Genomic DNA, 15,240 nt, shown 5'->3' with positions numbered 1-15,240 from the left:
CCCACGCGGGCGCCACCTAGGCGGCGCCCTGCCCCACGCCGTTACTTCTTCTCCGCCGGCGCGGCCTTGAAGGTAGTGCGGCAATCCACGCGGATCTGCGCGCCGGTGCTGCGCCAGTAGAACGTGCTGCACTCGCGCGGGCCATTGTGGGTGCGGCTGACGCCGACCGCGTAGAACGACTGCCAGATCTCGTCGCGGGTGACCTGGCCGTCGCCGTTCCAGTCCATGTCGCGCTCCTCGATGCCCTGGGTGATGGCGATGCCGGTGTACCAGGCATAGCCCACCCAGGCCAGCAGCACCACCACGATCGCCAGCAACACCTTGCGCCGGCGGCTGAAGCGGCCGCTGAGGATCATGCGACGCGCCGGATGGACGCGCCCAGCGCCCCCAGCTTCTCCTCGATGTTCTCGTACCCCCGGTCCAGGTGGTAGATGCGGTCGATGGTGGTGTCGCCGTCGGCGACCAGGCCGGCCAGGATCAGCGAGGCCGAGGCGCGCAGGTCGGTGGCCATCACCGGCGCGCCGCTGAGCCGCTCGGCGCCGCGCACGATCGCGGTATGCCCTTCGATCTGGATGTCCGCGCCCAGCCGCAGCAGTTCGTTGACGTGCATGAAACGGTTCTCGAAGATCGTTTCGTTGATCACGCCGACGCCGTCGGCCACGCAGTTGAGCGCCATGAACTGCGCCTGCATGTCGGTGGGGAACGCCGGATACGGCGCGGTGGTCAGGCTGACCGCGCGCGGGCGTTTGCCGTGCATGTCCAGGCGGATCCAGTCCTCGCCGGTCTCGATGCTGGCGCCGGCCTCGGTGAGCTTGTCCAGCACCGCGTCGAGAGTGTCGGCGCGCGCGCGGCGCACGGTGACGCTGCCGCCGGTCATCGCCGCGGCGACCAGGAAGGTGCCGGTCTCGATGCGGTCCGGCAGCACCGCGTGGCGACCGCCGGACAGGCGCTCCACGCCGTGCACGACGATGCGCGAGGTGCCGGCGCCTTCGATCTTCGCGCCCAGCGCGTTCAGGCAGTCGGCCAGGTCGCTGACCTCCGGCTCCATCGCCGCGTTTTCCAGCACAGTGGTGCCGTCGGCCAGGGCCGCGGCCATCAGCACGTTCTCGGTGCCGGTGACGCTGACCATGTCGAACACGTAGCGGCCGCCCTTGAGCCGGCCGTTGCTGCTGGCCTTGATGTAGCCGTTCTCGACGCTGATCTCCGCGCCCAGCGCCTGCAGGCCCTTGATGTGCTGGTCGACCGGCCGCGAACCGATCGCGCAGCCGCCCGGCAGCGACACTTCGGCCGCGCCGAACTTGGCCAGCAGCGGTCCCAGCACCAGGATCGAGGCGCGCATGGTGCGCACCAGCTCGTACGGGGCGACGTGCTGGTCGACCTTGCGCGGGTCGACGGTGATCGCGCTGCCGCGCGCCAGCGTGCCTTCGTCGATGGTGACTTCCGCGCCCAGCTCGCCGAGCAGCTTCACCGTGGTGATCACGTCGTGCAGTTGCGGCACGTTGGTGATCTCCACCGGCGCATCGGCCAGCAGGGTCGCGCAGAGGATCGGCAGCACGGCGTTCTTGGCGCCGGAAATGTTCACTTCACCGTGCAGCGCGTTGCCGCCGGTCACTACGATTTTGGCCATGGGTCTCGTGGGGGAAGGGAAAAAGGGAAAAACGGGCGCGGCGGCTCAGCCGGCGGCGTGCCCGGCCTGCTCGGGGGTCAGGGTGGTCAGGGCCAGCGCGTGGATCGCCCCGCCCATCAGTTCGCCCAGGGTGGCATAGACCATGCGGTGGCGGGCCAGCGGGAGCTTGCCGGCGAAGGCGGCGCTGACCACGGTGGCCTCGAAGTGCACGCCGTCGTCGCCCTGCACCTGCACCTGCGCGTCCGGCAGGCCGGCCTCGATGAGTTTACGGATGGTTTCGGCGTCCACCGGGCTTTCCTAATAAAATGATCGGCCATTCTACCCTCCGACCGGCACCCGCATGGATGTATCGCCCCTGTCTCCCACGATGCCCGACGACGCCGGCCTGGTCGCCAGCGGCCGTCGCGTGGTCGAGATCGAACAGGCCGCGCTGGCGGCGGTCGGCGCGCGCATCGGTGCCGACTTCGCCGCCGCCTGCCGATTGATCCTGGGTTCGCGCGGGCGCGTGGTCGCCACCGGCATGGGCAAGTCCGGCCACGTGGCGCGCAAGATCGCCGCCACCCTCGCCTCCACCGGCACCCCGGCGTTCTTCGTGCACCCGGGCGAGGCCGGGCATGGCGACCTGGGCATGATCACCGACGCCGACGTGGTCCTGGCCTTGTCCTACTCCGGCGAGTCCGACGAGATCCTGATGCTGCTGCCGGTGCTCAAGCGCCAGGGCAACGCAGTGATCGCGATGACCGGCCGTGCGCAGTCCACGCTGGCGCGCGAGGCCGACCTGCACCTGGACGTCAGCGTGCCGGCCGAGGCCTGCCCGCTGGACCTGGCGCCGACCTCCAGCACCACCGCCTCGCTGGCGCTGGGCGATGCGCTGGCAGTGGCGCTGCTGGACGCACGCGGTTTCACCGCCGACGACTTCGCCCGCTCGCACCCGGCCGGCAGCCTCGGCCGCCGCCTGCTGCTGCACATCACCGACGTCATGCACCGCGGCGACGAACTGCCCAAGGTCCGCGAAGACGCCAGCCTCAGCGAGGCGCTGGTGGAGATGAGCCGCAAGCGCCTGGGCATGACCGCGGTGGTGGACGCCGACGACCGCCTGCTCGGGCTGTTCACCGACGGCGACCTGCGCCGGGCGCTGGACAGCGCGCTGGACGTACGCCAGACCCGCATCGCCGAGGTGATGACCCGGCAGCCGCGCACCATCGGCGCCGACCAGCTCGCCGCCGAGGCCGCCCGGCTGATGGAGACGCACCAGATCAACGGCTTGATCGTGGTCGACGCTGCCGGCCGCGCGGTCGGCGCGCTCAACATTCACGACCTGTTGCGCGCCAGAGTGGTTTAACAGACTGAACCCGTTCACTGCCCGCGGCGCCCCACGCCGCTGGCCCTGGCCGCTGGAAAGCCGGCCTCCCCGCCCCGATATCCCGAACATGCCCTATTCCCCGCTGGCCGACCTCCCCGCCGACCTGATCGACCGCGCCGCCCGGATCCGCCTGGCGTGCTTCGACGTCGACGGCACACTGACCGACGGCCGCCTGTACTACGACCGCGACGGCAACGAGAGCAAGGCCTTCAACGTGCTCGACGGCCAGGGCCTGGTGCAGTTGCGCCGGCACGGCATCGACGTGGCGCTGATCACCGCCCGCCCCAGCCTGGCCGCGGAGAAGCGCGGCCAGGAGCTGGGCCTGCTGGTGCAGATCGGGGTCAAGGACAAGCGCGCCGGCGTGCAGGCGCTGTGCGACGAGCGCGGCATCGGCCTGGAGCAGGTCTGCTTCATGGGCGACGACCTGCCCGACCTGGCGCCGCTCCGCGTGGTCGGCCTGGCCGTCGCCCCGGCCAACGCGCATCCCTGGACGGCCGAACACGTGCACTGGACCACCCGCGCCCGCGGCGGCGAAGGCGCCGCGCGCGAACTGTGCGACGTGCTGCTGGCCGCACAGGGCCATGTCCCCTCACTGCTGCAGGAGCACGGCGCATGAACTGGCGCACCACCCTCGGCGGCCTGCTGCTGGTCGGGGCGCTGATCAGCGGCTGGTCCGCCTGGAACCAACGCAGCAAGCCGAGCCGCAATCCTTCCGACGAAGCCAGCGTGGACTACATCGCCCGCGACTTCGAGATCGTCAGCCTGGACAAGCAGGGCAAGGAAGCGATGACCCTGCGCGCGCCGCAGATGGAGCGCAGCCGCGCCGACCAGACGATGTCGATCGTGACCCCGCTGTTCCTGCTGCCCGACGCCAACGGCCAGCACTGGGAAATGCGCAGCAAGACCGGCTGGGTCAGCGCCAACGGCGACGAACTGCGCCTGCGTGGCGACGTCGCCGGCGACAGCCCCAAGGTGCCCAGCATCCCGCCCACCACGTTCCGTACCCAGAGCCTGGACGTCTTCCCGCAGACCAACAGCGCGCGCACCGCCGACCCGGTCACGATGACCCGGCCCGGTATGATGCAGACCGGCGTCGGCTTCCAGGTCGACCTGAAATCCCGGCAGTACAAGCTCCTTTCACAGGTCAAGTCCCGTTATGAACCGAATGCTGCCCGCTAAGCTCGCCCTGCTCGCCCTGCTGCTGCCGACCCTGGCGCTGGCCAAGTCGACCGACCGCAACCAGCCGATGGACATCAAGTCCGATGCGCAGGACGGCAACATGATGGCCGACGACGGCAAGGTCCGTTTCTTCGGCAATGTCGTCATCATCCAGGGCACGCTGGAGATCCATGCCGATACCGCCGACCTGTTCCGCAAGAACGGCGACATCGATCGCGTCGTGCTGACCGGCAAGCAGGCCACTCTGAAGCAGGAACTGGACGACGGCTCGCCGATGGACGCGGTCGCCGACAACATCGACTACAAGGTGCCCACCGACACGGTGATCCTCACCGGCAATTACCGCATGACCTCGCCCAAGGGCACCAATGCCGGCCAGCGCATGGTCTACAACACCAAGACCGGCGACATGCAGGGCGGCGGCGACGGCACGCGCGTGCACACGGTGATCCAGCCGAAGAACGCCGGCGCTGCTCCGGGCGCCACGCCTGCCAACGGCGCCAAGCCCGCCGCCAAGCCGGCCGCGGCACCCGCCAAGCCGGCCAAGCAAGGAGGCCAGTGATGCTGCTCGCCGAAGGCCTGCGCAAGCGCTACAAGCAGCGCGAAGTGGTGCGCGACTTCGCACTGACCCTGGAAGCCGGCGAAGTGGTCGGCCTGCTCGGCCCCAACGGCGCCGGCAAGACCACCTGCTTCTACATGATCGTCGGCCTGGTCGACGCCGATGCCGGGCGCATCGTGCTCGACGGCAACGACATCACCGCGTTGCCGATGTACAAGCGCGCCAAGCTCGGCGTCGGCTACCTGCCGCAGGAACCGTCGGTGTTCCGCAAGCTCAGCGTCGCCGACAACATCCGCCTGGTGCTGGAACTGCGCGAGGACCTGGACGCCGCCGGGCAGGAACGCGAACTGGTGGCGCTGCTGGACGAACTGCAGATCAGCCACGTCGCCGACCAGCTCGGCGCCAGCCTCTCCGGCGGCGAGCGCCGTCGCTGCGAGATCGCCCGCGCACTGGCGGCCAAGCCGCGACTGATGCTGCTCGACGAGCCCTTCGCCGGCGTCGACCCGATCTCGGTCGGCGAAATCCAGCGCATCGTCACCCACCTCAAGCAGCGCGGCATCGGCGTGTTGATCACCGACCACAACGTGCGCGAAACCTTGGGAATCTGCGACCGGGCGTATATCCTCAACGAAGGCAGCGTGTTGGCGCAGGGGGCGCCGGAAGCGCTGCTGGCCAACAGCGACGTGCGCCGCGTCTACCTCGGGGAAACCTTCAGGCTCTGACCGCGCACGCGCCGGCTACGCTCCTTCCGCGCTCGGTACAGGCATGAAAGCACGGCTGCAGACATCGCTGGGACAGCACCTGGTCATGACGCCGCAGTTGCGGCAGGCGATCAAGCTGTTGCAGATGTCCAGCGCCGAGCTGGAGGTGGAGATCGCCGAGGCGGTGGAGAGCAATCCGCTGCTGGAATGGTCCGAGGACGCCGCACCCGCGTTCGAACGCAGCGAAGGCGCTGACCAAGGGCTTGACCACGACCACGCGGCAGGCGACACACCCAGCGACGGCGATGGCGACCGCGGCGAATCCGCGCCGGCCAGCGACGGTGCCGACTGGACCGACGCCGAACCGGCCTGGGCCGGCGGCAGCGGCGGTTCGTTCGACGACGACGACCTCGGCAGCGCGGCCGAGCGCGTGGCCGAACCGGACACACTGATCGACCACCTGCTGTGGCAGCTGCACCTGTCGCCGCTGTCGGCGCGCGACCGCAGCATCGGCGCGGCGCTGATCGACGCGCTCGACGACGACGGTTACCTGCGCGAGCCGCTGGCCGCGATCGCCGAGACCCTGCGCCCGGACATCGCCGCCGAGGAGGACGAGATCCTCACCGTGCTGCACCAGATCCAGCGCTTCGACCCGGCCGGCATCGCCGCGCGCAGCCTGGGCGAGTGCCTGACCCTGCAGTTGGACACCCTGCCCGAGGACACGCCGGGCCTGGCGCTGGCCCGCATCATCGCCAACGGTCCGCTGGAGCGGTTGCCGCGCAGCGGCGTGGCCGGGCTGGCCCATGAACTCAAGCGCCCGGCCGCCGAGGTCGACACCGCGGTCGCGCTGCTGCGCTCGCTGGACCCGCGCCCGGGCAAGCAGATCGGCGAGCTGGGCAGCGACACCTACGTGGTGCCGGACTGCGTGGTCTGGCGCCAGCGCGGCGTCTGGCATGCGGCGCTGTCGGCGCACGCCCAGCCCAAGGTCACCATCCACCGCGGCTACGAGCGGCTGATCCGCCAGTGCGGCGAAAGCGACGCCGGCTACCTGCGCGGGCAACTGCAGGAAGCGCGCTGGCTGCTGAAGAGCCTGGAGGCGCGCGGCGAGACCCTGCTCAAGGTGACACGTTGCCTGCTCAAGCAGCAGGCCGGCTTCCTGGAGTTCGGCGAACAGGCGCTGCGGCCGCTGACCCTTCGCGAGATCGCCGGCGAACTGGGCCTGCACGAGAGCACCATCTCGCGCGCCATCGCCCGCAAGTACGTGCGCACCCCGCGCGGCACCATCCCGCTGCGCGCCTTCTTCGCCTCGGGCATCGACACCGACAGCGGCGGCGAGGCGTCCAGCACGGCGATCCAGGCGATGATCCGGCGGTTGATCGAGGCGGAAAATCCGCGCAAGCCGCTTTCTGACGCCAAGCTGGCCGACCTGCTGAAAAGTGCCGGCGTGCCTGTAGCGCGCCGCACCGTGGCGAAGTATCGTGAGGCCATGAGCATTTCCGCCTCCCACGAACGCGTTCGAATCGGCTAGCGGCGGCGGCGATGGTTCATAGGTGTGAAACCCGAACCAAGGAGTATCCGATGCGTATCGAGACCTACGGCCAGCAGATCGAAGTCACCCCCGCCCTGCGCGAGTATGTGGAGACCAAGCTGCAACGGCTGAAGCGACACTACGAGGAAACCATCGAGGTCCGCGCCCAACTGGCGCTGCGCAAGCCCGACCACCACGTCGAGGCCACCGTCAATGTCCCCGGCCGCACCCTGCACGCCGACGCCAGCGCACAGACCATGTACGCGGCGATCGACCTGCTCGCCGACAAGCTGGACCGGCTGATCATCAAGCACAAGGAAAAGAAGCACGACCACCATGCGGCCGAGGTGCGCGACAATCTCGCGTGATCCTCCCCACGTTGCGCCGCCATGCCCTTGACCGATCTGATGGCGGCCGTCAGCACCCAGGTGCTTCCGGCCGCCGATCGCGACACCCTGCTGCACACCGCCGCCGGTCTGCTGGCCTGCCAGCAGGCCGGCGCCGATGAACTCTTCGCCAGCCTGCGCGAGCGCGAGCAGCTCGGCAGCACCGCCATCGGCCATGGGATCGCCATCCCGCACGGCCGTGCGCCGGACCTGGACGCCCCGCGCGGCGCACTGCTGCGCCTGCAACAGCCGATCGATTTCGACGGCCAGGGCACCCTGGTCGACCTGATCTTCGCCATGGCGGTCCCGGCGCACTACACCCACCAACACTTGATGCTGCTGTCCGAACTGGCCGAGCAGTTCTCCATCGAGGAATTCCGCGACGCCCTGCGCAGTGCGCCGGACGCCGCTGCACTGTATGCGCTGCTCGGCGGCGCGCCACGGGCCGCCGCATGAACACCAGCATCGACGCACGCGAACTGTTCGACCAGCAGCGCGACCGCCTGGGCCTGCGCTGGCTGGCCGGGCACAAGGGCGAACACCGGGTGCTGGAGGCCGGCAATGCGGTCTCGCGGCGGCCGTCGCTGGCCGGCTACCTCAACACCATCTACCCCAACAAGGTGCAGATCCTCGGCACCGAGGAGCTGGCCTGGCTGGACTCGCTGGACGCGCGCCAGCGCTGGGAGACCATCGAGAAGATCGTGCAGGTGCGGCCGCTGGCGCTGGTGGTCACCAAGAACCAGTCGTGCCCGGAGGACCTGCGCGCGGCCGCCGACGAATCCGATACGCCGCTGTGGGTCTCGCCCAAGCGCGGCCACGAACTGCTCAATCACCTCTCCTACCACCTGGCACGCACGCTGGCGCCGCGGGTGATCCTGCATGGCGTGTTCATGGAGATCTACTCGATCGGCGTGCTGATCACCGGCGAGGCCGGTTCGGGCAAGAGCGAGCTGGCGCTGGAACTGCTCAGCCGCGGCCACCGCCTGGTCGCCGACGATGCCCCGGAATTCACCCAGATCGCCCCAGACGTACTCGACGGCACCTGCCCGGAACTGCTGCAGGACCTGCTGGAAGTGCGCGGGCTGGGCGTGCTCAACGTGCGCGAGATGTTCGGCGACACGGCTGTAAAGAAGAACAAGTATCTTCGGCTCATCGTGCACCTGACCCGGCCCATGACCGAGCCCACGCCCCACGGCTACGAGCGCCTCACCGGCGATTCCGGCACCCGCCACGTGCTGGACCTGGACGTGCCGCTGATCACCCTGCCGGTGATGCCCGGCCGCAACCTGGCGGTGCTGACCGAGGCCGCCACGCGCCTGCACATCCTGCGCACCAAGGGCATCGATCCGGCGGCGATGTTCATCGCCCGCCACAGCAACCTGCTGGAGCGGCGCAATCCATGACCGCCGGCGCCAACACCTCCACCCTGGTCATCGTCAGCGGCCTGTCCGGCTCCGGCAAGTCGGTGGCGCTGAAGACCTTCGAGGACCTGGACTACTACTGCGTCGACAACCTGCCGGTGGAACTGCTGCCGGCCTTCGTCAAGAGCCTGGTGCGCGAGGACGCCGGCCCGAGCAAGCTGGCGGTGGGCATCGACGTGCGCAGCCGCCACAGCGACCTGACCCAGCTCTCGCGCTGGCGCGAGGCGGTGGCGCAGTTCGGCCTGGATGCGCGGCTGCTGTTCTTCGACGCCAACGACGAGGCCCTGATCAAGCGCTACGCCGACACCCGCCGGCGTCATCCGCTGTCGCACCAGAGCCTGTCGCTGCCGGAGGCGATCGAGCGCGAGCGCGCCCTGACCGAGCCGCTGCGCGAGGCGGCCGATGCGGTGATCGACACCAGCACGCTCAACGTGCACCAGTTGCGCCGGCGGGTCACCACCGAGTTCGCGCTGTCCGCCGAGAACACCTTGTCGCTGCTGTTCGAGTCCTTCGCCTACAAGCGCGGGGTGCCGGCCGAGGCGGATTTCGTGTTCGATGCGCGAGTGCTGCCGAATCCGCACTGGGACCCGGAGCTGCGCCCGATGACCGGCCGCGACAGCGGCGTGCGCGAGTACCTGGACGCGCAACCGGACGTGCAGCGCTACACCGCGCAGCTGATCGACTTCCTCGACACCTGGCTGCCGCGGCTGCGCAACGACACCCGCAGCTACGTGACCATCGCCTTCGGCTGCACCGGCGGCAAGCACCGATCTGTCTACCTGGCCGAACGCCTGGCCCGCCACGCCCGCGAACAGGGCTGGCCGGAAGTGGCGACCTTCCATCGCGAGCAGGATTGATCGAAAAGCCGGGATTCGGGATTCGGGATTGGGGATTCGGGATTGGCAAAAGCGGCATTGCTCTGGCTCTTGCGAATCCCCAATCCCGAATCCCCAATCCCAGCTCCCCACAGGCATTCCCTGCGCCCTGCCTGACCTGTTAACGTTCTCCCATGGCCTGTGGCATTCTTCTCATCACCCACCCTGGGATCGGCGCCGCGCTGCTGAGCGTGGCGACCCGGCTGTTGCGGCAATTGCCGCTGAAAACCGAAGCGTTCGACGTGCCGTTCGATGCCGACCTCGACGCGCTGCTGCCGCAGGCGTCTGCGGCGTTGCGGCGGGTGGACGATGGCGATGGCGTGCTGGTGGTGACGGATCTGTACGGGGCCAGCCCGAGCAACCTTGCCGCGCGGCTGGCGCGCCTGGGCACGCCGGTGCGGCGCGTTTCGGCGCTGAGCCTGCCGATGCTGCTGCGGATCATGAACTACCCCGAACAAGGACTGGAGCAGTTGCCCGCGACCGCCGCCGCCGGCTCGCGCAACGGCGTGGTGATCGACGATGCTTGAACGCGAACTGCTGGTCTCCAACCGCCTCGGCCTGCACGCCCGCGCCACCGCCAAGCTGGTGCAGACGCTGTCCTCGTTCCGCTGCAATGCCACGCTGGCGGCCAAGGGCCGCGAGGTCAACGCCAAGAGCATCATGGGCGTGATGCTGCTGGCCGCCGCGCAAGGCACGCCGGTAACGGTGCGGGTGGACGGCGCCGACGAAGCCGAGGCGCTCAAGGCCGTGGTCGACCTGTTCGAGCGGCGCTTCGACGAGGACAGCTGAGCATGCGCCGCCGGCGGCCGCAGGCAGGGACGCGGTGCTGCCGCACGGGGCACGCGCGGTGAGCGTGCGCATCGCCGGCCATGGCGCCTCGCGCGGCAATGCCCTGGGCCGGGCGCGGGTGCGCCTGCCGCATGCGCTGGAGGTGGCCGAGCAACGCATAGCCGCCGCACAGATCCCCGAGGAACTCGATCGCCTGCACCGCGCGGTGGACGCCGCGCGCGAGGAGATGCACGGCCTGCGCCAGCGCTTGCACGGCGCCCTGGCCAAGGAGGTCGGCGAATTCCTCGACCTGCACGCGCTGCTGCTCGACGACCCCGAACTGCTGCACGGCCTGGACGAACTGATCCGCACCGGCCGCTACAGCGCCGACTACGCGCTGCGCCTGCAGCGCGACCGCCTGGCGACCGTGTTCGACGACATGGAGGACGCCTACCTCAAGAGCCGCATGGACGATCTGGACCATGTGATCGGGCGGATCCATGCGTTCCTGCAGAAACGCCAACCGGACAGCGAAGGCCTGGCCGGCGAGATCCTGGTGTGCGAGAACGTGGCACCGTCGGAGCTGGCGCAACTGCAGGCGCAGGGCGTGGTCGGCATCGTCACCAGCGCCGGCAGCACCTTGTCGCACAGCGCGATCCTGGCGCGCAGCCTGCATCTGCCCCTGGTGGTCGGCGTCGCCGACGCGCTGCAGAAGATCAACGACGGCGACGTGCTGATCGTCGACGGCACCCAGGGCGCGGTGCTGGTCGACCCGACTCCGGACGACCTGCGCGACTACCGCAGCCGCGTACGCGAGCAGGCCAGACTGCAGCGCGGCCTGAGCAAGCTGCGCTCCAAGCCCAGCCGCACCCGCGACGGCGTGGACATCACCTTGCTGGCCAACGCCGAGTCGCGCGACGACGTCACCCGCGCGCATGCACTGGGCGCCGACGGCCTGGGCCTGTACCGCACCGAATTCCTGTTCCTGCAGCGCGACGCCCTGCCCGACGAGGAAGAACAGTTCCACACCTACCGCGACGCGGTGCTGGGCATGAGCGGGCGGCCGGTCACCATCCGCACCCTGGACCTGGGCGCGGACAAGGCCGATCGCACCGGCCTGACCATGAGCAATGAAGAAAACCCGGCACTGGGACTGCGCGGCGTGCGCCTGTCGCTGGCCCGGCCCAAGGTCTCCGACACGCAGTTGCGTGCGCTGCTGCGCGCCTCCGCGTACGGGCCGGTGCGGGTGCTGGTGCCGATGGTCAGCGCGCGCGAGGAACTGCTGGCGATGCGCCGCCACCTCAAGCGCATCGCCGCGCAGTTGCGCCGCGATGGCCATGCCATCGCCGAGCAGGTGCAACTCGGCGCGATGATCGAGGTACCGGCGGCGGCGCTCGCGCTGGACACCTTCATCGACGTCATCGACTTCCTGTCGATCGGCACCAACGACCTGGTGCAGTACCTGCTTGCCGCCGACCGCAACAACGAGGCGGTGGCCGAGCTGTATTCGCCGCTGCATCCGGCGGTGCTGCGCCTGATCGCGCAGGTGATCGCCACCGGCCAGGCCCACGGCAAACCGGTGGCGGTGTGCGGCGAGATCGCCGGCGACCCGGCGCTGACGCCGATGCTGCTGGCGCTGGGGTTGCGCGAGTTCAGCCTGCACCCAGCGACGATGCTGGAAGTGCGCCAGGTGATCCGCGACACCGACCTGCAGGCCCTGCGCCAGCGCGGCGCCAAACTGCTGCAGGCCCGCGACCGCAAGGGCATCGAGCGTTGGCTGGCTTGAGAGCCGGGATTCGGGATTCGGGATTCGGGATTCGGGATTCGGGATTCGGGATTGGGGATTGGGGATTGGGGATTGGGCAGGATGTCCTTCCTTTGATCGCAGGCAAGCGATTTTCTGAAAGGCGCGCGGCTTGGTCTCTGCGAGCACAGCGCTCTCTCGTCAAGAAACCTATCGATTTTCTGTAGGAGTCAACTGTCATGCACCTGCGATGGCAGGAGGAGCGTACGAGGCCTGATCGCGCGCGATGGCATTGAGCCAGCGCAGGAACTTGTGCATGCAGGCGACGATGGCGACCTTGGCCGGCTTGCCCGCTGCGCGCAGGCGCGCGTAAGTGTTGGCCAAGGGGGATTTGGCGCGGATGCTGGCCCAGGTGGCCATGTACAGCACGCGCCGCACGTCGGCACGTCCGCCTTTGATGCGGCGCTGGCCTTTCCAGCAACCGCTGTCGTGATTGAACGGGGCCAGCCCGACCAGGGCAGCGAGCTTGCGTGGCGGCAGCGTGCCCAGCTCTGGCAGCCGCGCGGCCAGAACCGCGCGCAGGATCGTCCCGAGCCCAGGCACCTTGGGTAGGCTTGAGCAGGTCTTGCCCTGCCGCTCGATCTCCTGCGTCAACGTCTGGATCTGCTGGTTCAGCAGGGCGATCACCTCTCGGCAGCGGTGTTGCACCTTGGCGCTGGTGATGTGCTCCAGGCGCCGCCGATGGACATCACGCTGGCTCACCAGGGTGGCACGCAGGTCCAGCAGTTCGCGAAGAGACTGCTGGTGCCCGGGCACCACGGGCGTGGGGGTGGTCGGGATGTGCTGGGCGGCGATGGCCAGCAGGCGCGCGTCCAGGGCATCGGTCTTGGCATGCAGGCCCAAGGCCTGGGCGAGCTTGCGCGGACGATCGGCAGGCATCCGCACCACGGGCAGGTCGGCCTGCCGCAACACTTGCAGCACGGCATGTTCGTAGCCGCCACTGGCTTCCAGCACGATCCGCTCGCAGCCCAGCTCGGCCAGGCGCTGGGCCAGCGCACGCTGCCCCTGTGGCGTATTGGGTTGGGTCCAGGTCTGCTCGTCCGGCAGGACATGAATGACCAGTTCGGCCTTGGATACATCGATCCCGACATGGCGTCGCATAGACGTTCTCCGCAGTAGACTTATGGACGAGAGCGCTCCTGCCGATGCCCATGCTTGTGGAGTTCGAGCTCGTCACTCGGGCAACTGTTCGGGCTTGTCAGGCAGGAGAACCGGAGTGCGGCGGCGCTGACTCCTACTCGTGCTTGCTGGCACTGCGGCTAAACGGCCTGCCGCACTCCGCTCTCACCTGCAACGATAGACCCTTATTTGACACAAGCGGCTTCAGCCGCGATGGGCCTTCCCGGGAATGCCGTCGCGGCTGAAGCCGCTCCTACATGCGCAGACGTCCGGGTGCGGAAACCCGCGAATCCCCAATCCCGACTCCCCAATCCCGGCCGTCCACTGTGCTTCCCGCAACATGCAGGCGATAATGTTGGGATGAACATCTGACCGACCGCGTTTCTCCGGAGCGCGGCCTCACCCAAAGGGAGCAGCGCATGGCCGACGCCGTCCGCCACGACAAGACCGCGCGGCAGCTGCGCATGCTGTCCGATGCGCTGGACAGCGGGCGCCTGGGCCCGGTGCGGCGCCTGGTCAATACGCTGGCACCGGCCGAGATCGGCAACCTGCTGGAGTCGTTGCCGCCGGGCAAGCGCGAGGTGGTGTGGGGGCTGGTCGATCCGGAGGACGACGGCGAGGTGCTGGTCCACGTCGGCGAGGAAGTGCGCGAGAGCCTGCTCGCGGACATGGACCCGGACGAAATCGTCGCCGCGGTCGAAGACCTGGACATCGACGACCTCGCCAACCTGGTCGAGGACCTGCCGGACACGGTCATCGACGAAGTGCTCAAGTCGATGGACCGCGAGAACCGCGAGCGGCTCGAGCAGGTACTGTCGTATCCCGAGGACAGCGCCGGGCGCCTGATGAACCCGGACGTGGTCACCGTGCGCGCCGACGTCAATGTCGATGTGGTGCTGCGCTACCTGCGCCTGCGCGGCGAACTGCCGGACCACACCGACCACCTGTTCGTGGTCAGCCGCCGCCACCAGTATCTGGGGCGGGTGTCGCTGGCGGCGCTGGTGACCCACGAGGATTCCACCCCGATCAACCGGCTGATCGACGACGAGCAGCCGGCGATCGACGTCGGCGAAGGCGCCGACGAGGTCGCGCGGCAGTTCTCCGACCACGACTGGATCTCCGCGCCGGTGGTGGACGACAACAACATCCTGCTCGGCCGCATCACCATCGACGACGTGGTCGACATCATCCGCGACCAGGCCGAGCACCAGGCGATGAGCGCGGCCGGCCTGGACGAGGACGAAGACCTGTTCAGCCCGGTGCGGCGCGCGTTCCGGCGCCGCCTGCTGTGGCTGACCATCAACCTCGGCACCGCCTTCATCGCCTCCAGCGTGGTCGGCCAGTTCGAAGGCACCATCGCCAAGCTGGTGGCGCTGGCCGCGCTGATGCCGATCGTGGCCGGCATGGGCGGCAACGCCGGCACCCAGGTGCTGGCGCTGATGGTGCGCGGCCTGGCCCTGGGCCAGATCGGCGCCTCCAACGTGATCGTGCTGCTGCGCAAGGAGCTGTCGGTGGCGCTGATCAACGGCCTGGCGCTCGGCATCGGCCTGGGCCTGATCGTGCTGCTGTGGTTCAAGCAGCCGCTGCTGTCGCTGGTGATCGGCTCGGCCCTGACCATCAACCTGCTCACCGCCGCGCTGGGCGGCGTGCTGGTGCCGCTGACGCTCAAGCGCCTGGGCTTCGACCCGGCCCTGGCCGGCGGGGTGATCCTGACCACGCTGACCGACGTGATGGGCTTCCTCAGCTTCCTCGGCCTGGCCACCCTGGTCCTGCTGTAGAACGTGCGCGTGCGCGGCGACTGCACGCGTCGCCGCAACCACCCCGGCACAGCGCGCACGCCGCGCCGGCACGCGCCTTGGCCGCCGGCTGACTGGCGCATGTCCGCCGCCGCTGTCCGGGTTGTCGGAAAG

At 69.2% G+C, this 15,240-nt stretch carries 18 protein-coding genes; 14 read left to right on the top strand and 4 right to left on the bottom strand.

The window, feature by feature from the left end; translation table 11 throughout:
- Nucleotides 1-41: 41 nt before the first annotated feature.
- From AC1G9L_RS07885 to AC1G9L_RS07875, 3 genes are read right to left on the bottom strand one after another with little or no spacing between them, the layout of a single operon-like run.
- The gene (locus AC1G9L_RS07885; RefSeq protein ID WP_019799405.1) at nucleotides 42-356 is read right to left on the bottom strand and encodes a hypothetical protein; all 315 of its coding nucleotides are present in this window, start codon (nucleotides 354-356) and stop codon (nucleotides 42-44) included.
- Nucleotides 353-1,627 (bottom strand): UDP-N-acetylglucosamine 1-carboxyvinyltransferase, encoded by a 1,275-nt coding sequence (gene murA, locus AC1G9L_RS07880; RefSeq protein ID WP_019799406.1) that lies wholly within the window; start codon nucleotides 1,625-1,627, stop codon nucleotides 353-355. The genes AC1G9L_RS07885 and murA overlap by 4 nt, the downstream gene beginning before the upstream one ends.
- A gap of 45 nt (nucleotides 1,628-1,672) precedes the next feature.
- Complete coding sequence (locus AC1G9L_RS07875) at nucleotides 1,673-1,915, bottom strand: BolA family protein (RefSeq protein ID WP_019799407.1); 243 nt, start codon at nucleotides 1,913-1,915, stop codon at nucleotides 1,673-1,675.
- A gap of 52 nt (nucleotides 1,916-1,967) precedes the next feature.
- Here AC1G9L_RS07875 and AC1G9L_RS07870 point away from each other — a divergent pair, with 52 nt between their 5' ends.
- The 13 genes from AC1G9L_RS07870 (at nucleotide 1,968) to ptsP (ending at nucleotide 12,193) form a co-directional block, all read left to right on the top strand.
- Nucleotides 1,968-2,969 (top strand): KpsF/GutQ family sugar-phosphate isomerase, encoded by a 1,002-nt coding sequence (locus AC1G9L_RS07870; protein ID WP_481070622.1) that lies wholly within the window; start codon nucleotides 1,968-1,970, stop codon nucleotides 2,967-2,969.
- A gap of 88 nt (nucleotides 2,970-3,057) precedes the next feature.
- Nucleotides 3,058-3,606 carry a KdsC family phosphatase gene (locus AC1G9L_RS07865; RefSeq protein ID WP_017910666.1) on the top strand — a complete coding sequence of 183 codons (549 nt, stop codon included), beginning with the start codon at nucleotides 3,058-3,060 and terminating at the stop codon, nucleotides 3,604-3,606.
- Complete coding sequence (gene lptC, locus AC1G9L_RS07860) at nucleotides 3,603-4,169, top strand: LPS export ABC transporter periplasmic protein LptC (RefSeq protein WP_019799409.1); 567 nt, start codon at nucleotides 3,603-3,605, stop codon at nucleotides 4,167-4,169. Before AC1G9L_RS07865 ends, lptC begins: the two co-directional genes overlap by 4 nt.
- The gene (gene lptA / locus AC1G9L_RS07855; RefSeq protein WP_029562261.1) at nucleotides 4,147-4,731 is read left to right on the top strand and encodes a lipopolysaccharide transport periplasmic protein LptA; all 585 of its coding nucleotides are present in this window, start codon (nucleotides 4,147-4,149) and stop codon (nucleotides 4,729-4,731) included. Before lptC ends, lptA begins: the two co-directional genes overlap by 23 nt.
- Nucleotides 4,731-5,450, top strand: a complete 720-nt coding sequence (lptB, locus tag AC1G9L_RS07850) for an LPS export ABC transporter ATP-binding protein (RefSeq protein WP_019799410.1) — start codon at nucleotides 4,731-4,733, stop codon at nucleotides 5,448-5,450. The genes lptA and lptB overlap by 1 nt, the downstream gene beginning before the upstream one ends.
- A 43-nt stretch (nucleotides 5,451-5,493) precedes the next feature.
- Complete coding sequence (locus tag AC1G9L_RS07845) at nucleotides 5,494-6,957, top strand: RNA polymerase factor sigma-54 (RefSeq protein ID WP_019799411.1); 1,464 nt, start codon at nucleotides 5,494-5,496, stop codon at nucleotides 6,955-6,957.
- A 50-nt stretch (nucleotides 6,958-7,007) separates the two neighbouring features.
- Nucleotides 7,008-7,325, top strand: coding sequence for a ribosome hibernation-promoting factor, HPF/YfiA family (hpf, locus tag AC1G9L_RS07840; RefSeq protein WP_010344105.1), 318 nt, complete (start codon nucleotides 7,008-7,010; stop codon nucleotides 7,323-7,325).
- Nucleotides 7,326-7,346: 21 nt separating this feature from the next.
- Nucleotides 7,347-7,799, top strand: coding sequence for a PTS sugar transporter subunit IIA (locus AC1G9L_RS07835; RefSeq protein WP_010344106.1), 453 nt, complete (start codon nucleotides 7,347-7,349; stop codon nucleotides 7,797-7,799).
- Nucleotides 7,796-8,746, top strand: a complete 951-nt coding sequence (gene hprK, locus AC1G9L_RS07830; protein WP_010344107.1) for an HPr(Ser) kinase/phosphatase — start codon at nucleotides 7,796-7,798, stop codon at nucleotides 8,744-8,746. The genes AC1G9L_RS07835 and hprK overlap by 4 nt, the downstream gene beginning before the upstream one ends.
- Nucleotides 8,743-9,621, top strand: a complete 879-nt coding sequence (gene rapZ, locus AC1G9L_RS07825) for an RNase adapter RapZ (RefSeq protein ID WP_019799413.1) — start codon at nucleotides 8,743-8,745, stop codon at nucleotides 9,619-9,621. Before hprK ends, rapZ begins: the two co-directional genes overlap by 4 nt.
- Before the next feature lie 152 nt (nucleotides 9,622-9,773).
- Nucleotides 9,774-10,166: a PTS sugar transporter subunit IIA gene (locus tag AC1G9L_RS07820; RefSeq protein WP_010344109.1), complete on the top strand. Its 393-nt coding sequence runs from the start codon at nucleotides 9,774-9,776 to the stop codon at nucleotides 10,164-10,166.
- Nucleotides 10,159-10,428 (top strand): HPr family phosphocarrier protein, encoded by a 270-nt coding sequence (locus AC1G9L_RS07815; protein ID WP_010344110.1) that lies wholly within the window; start codon nucleotides 10,159-10,161, stop codon nucleotides 10,426-10,428. The genes AC1G9L_RS07820 and AC1G9L_RS07815 overlap by 8 nt, the downstream gene beginning before the upstream one ends.
- Before the next feature lie 58 nt (nucleotides 10,429-10,486).
- Nucleotides 10,487-12,193, top strand: coding sequence for a phosphoenolpyruvate--protein phosphotransferase (gene ptsP, locus AC1G9L_RS07810; protein ID WP_481070621.1), 1,707 nt, complete (start codon nucleotides 10,487-10,489; stop codon nucleotides 12,191-12,193).
- 195 nt (nucleotides 12,194-12,388) lie between these two features.
- Here the strand turns inward: ptsP and AC1G9L_RS07805 are convergent, their stop codons facing one another.
- Nucleotides 12,389-13,312 (bottom strand): IS110 family RNA-guided transposase, encoded by a 924-nt coding sequence (locus AC1G9L_RS07805; protein WP_481070620.1) that lies wholly within the window; start codon nucleotides 13,310-13,312, stop codon nucleotides 12,389-12,391.
- 437 nt (nucleotides 13,313-13,749) lie between these two features.
- On the opposite strand from AC1G9L_RS07805, the gene mgtE reads away from it, so the two are divergent.
- A complete protein-coding gene (mgtE, locus tag AC1G9L_RS07800) occupies nucleotides 13,750-15,108 on the top strand; it encodes a magnesium transporter (RefSeq protein WP_010344112.1) in 1,359 nt (452 codons plus the stop codon).
- Nucleotides 15,109-15,240 lie beyond the last annotated feature (132 nt).

Source organism: Xanthomonas sp. NCPPB 1132 (assembly GCF_056629235.1).
Note: the sequence above shows the minus strand (reverse complement) of the source record. Positions and strands in the feature narration are given on the sequence as shown.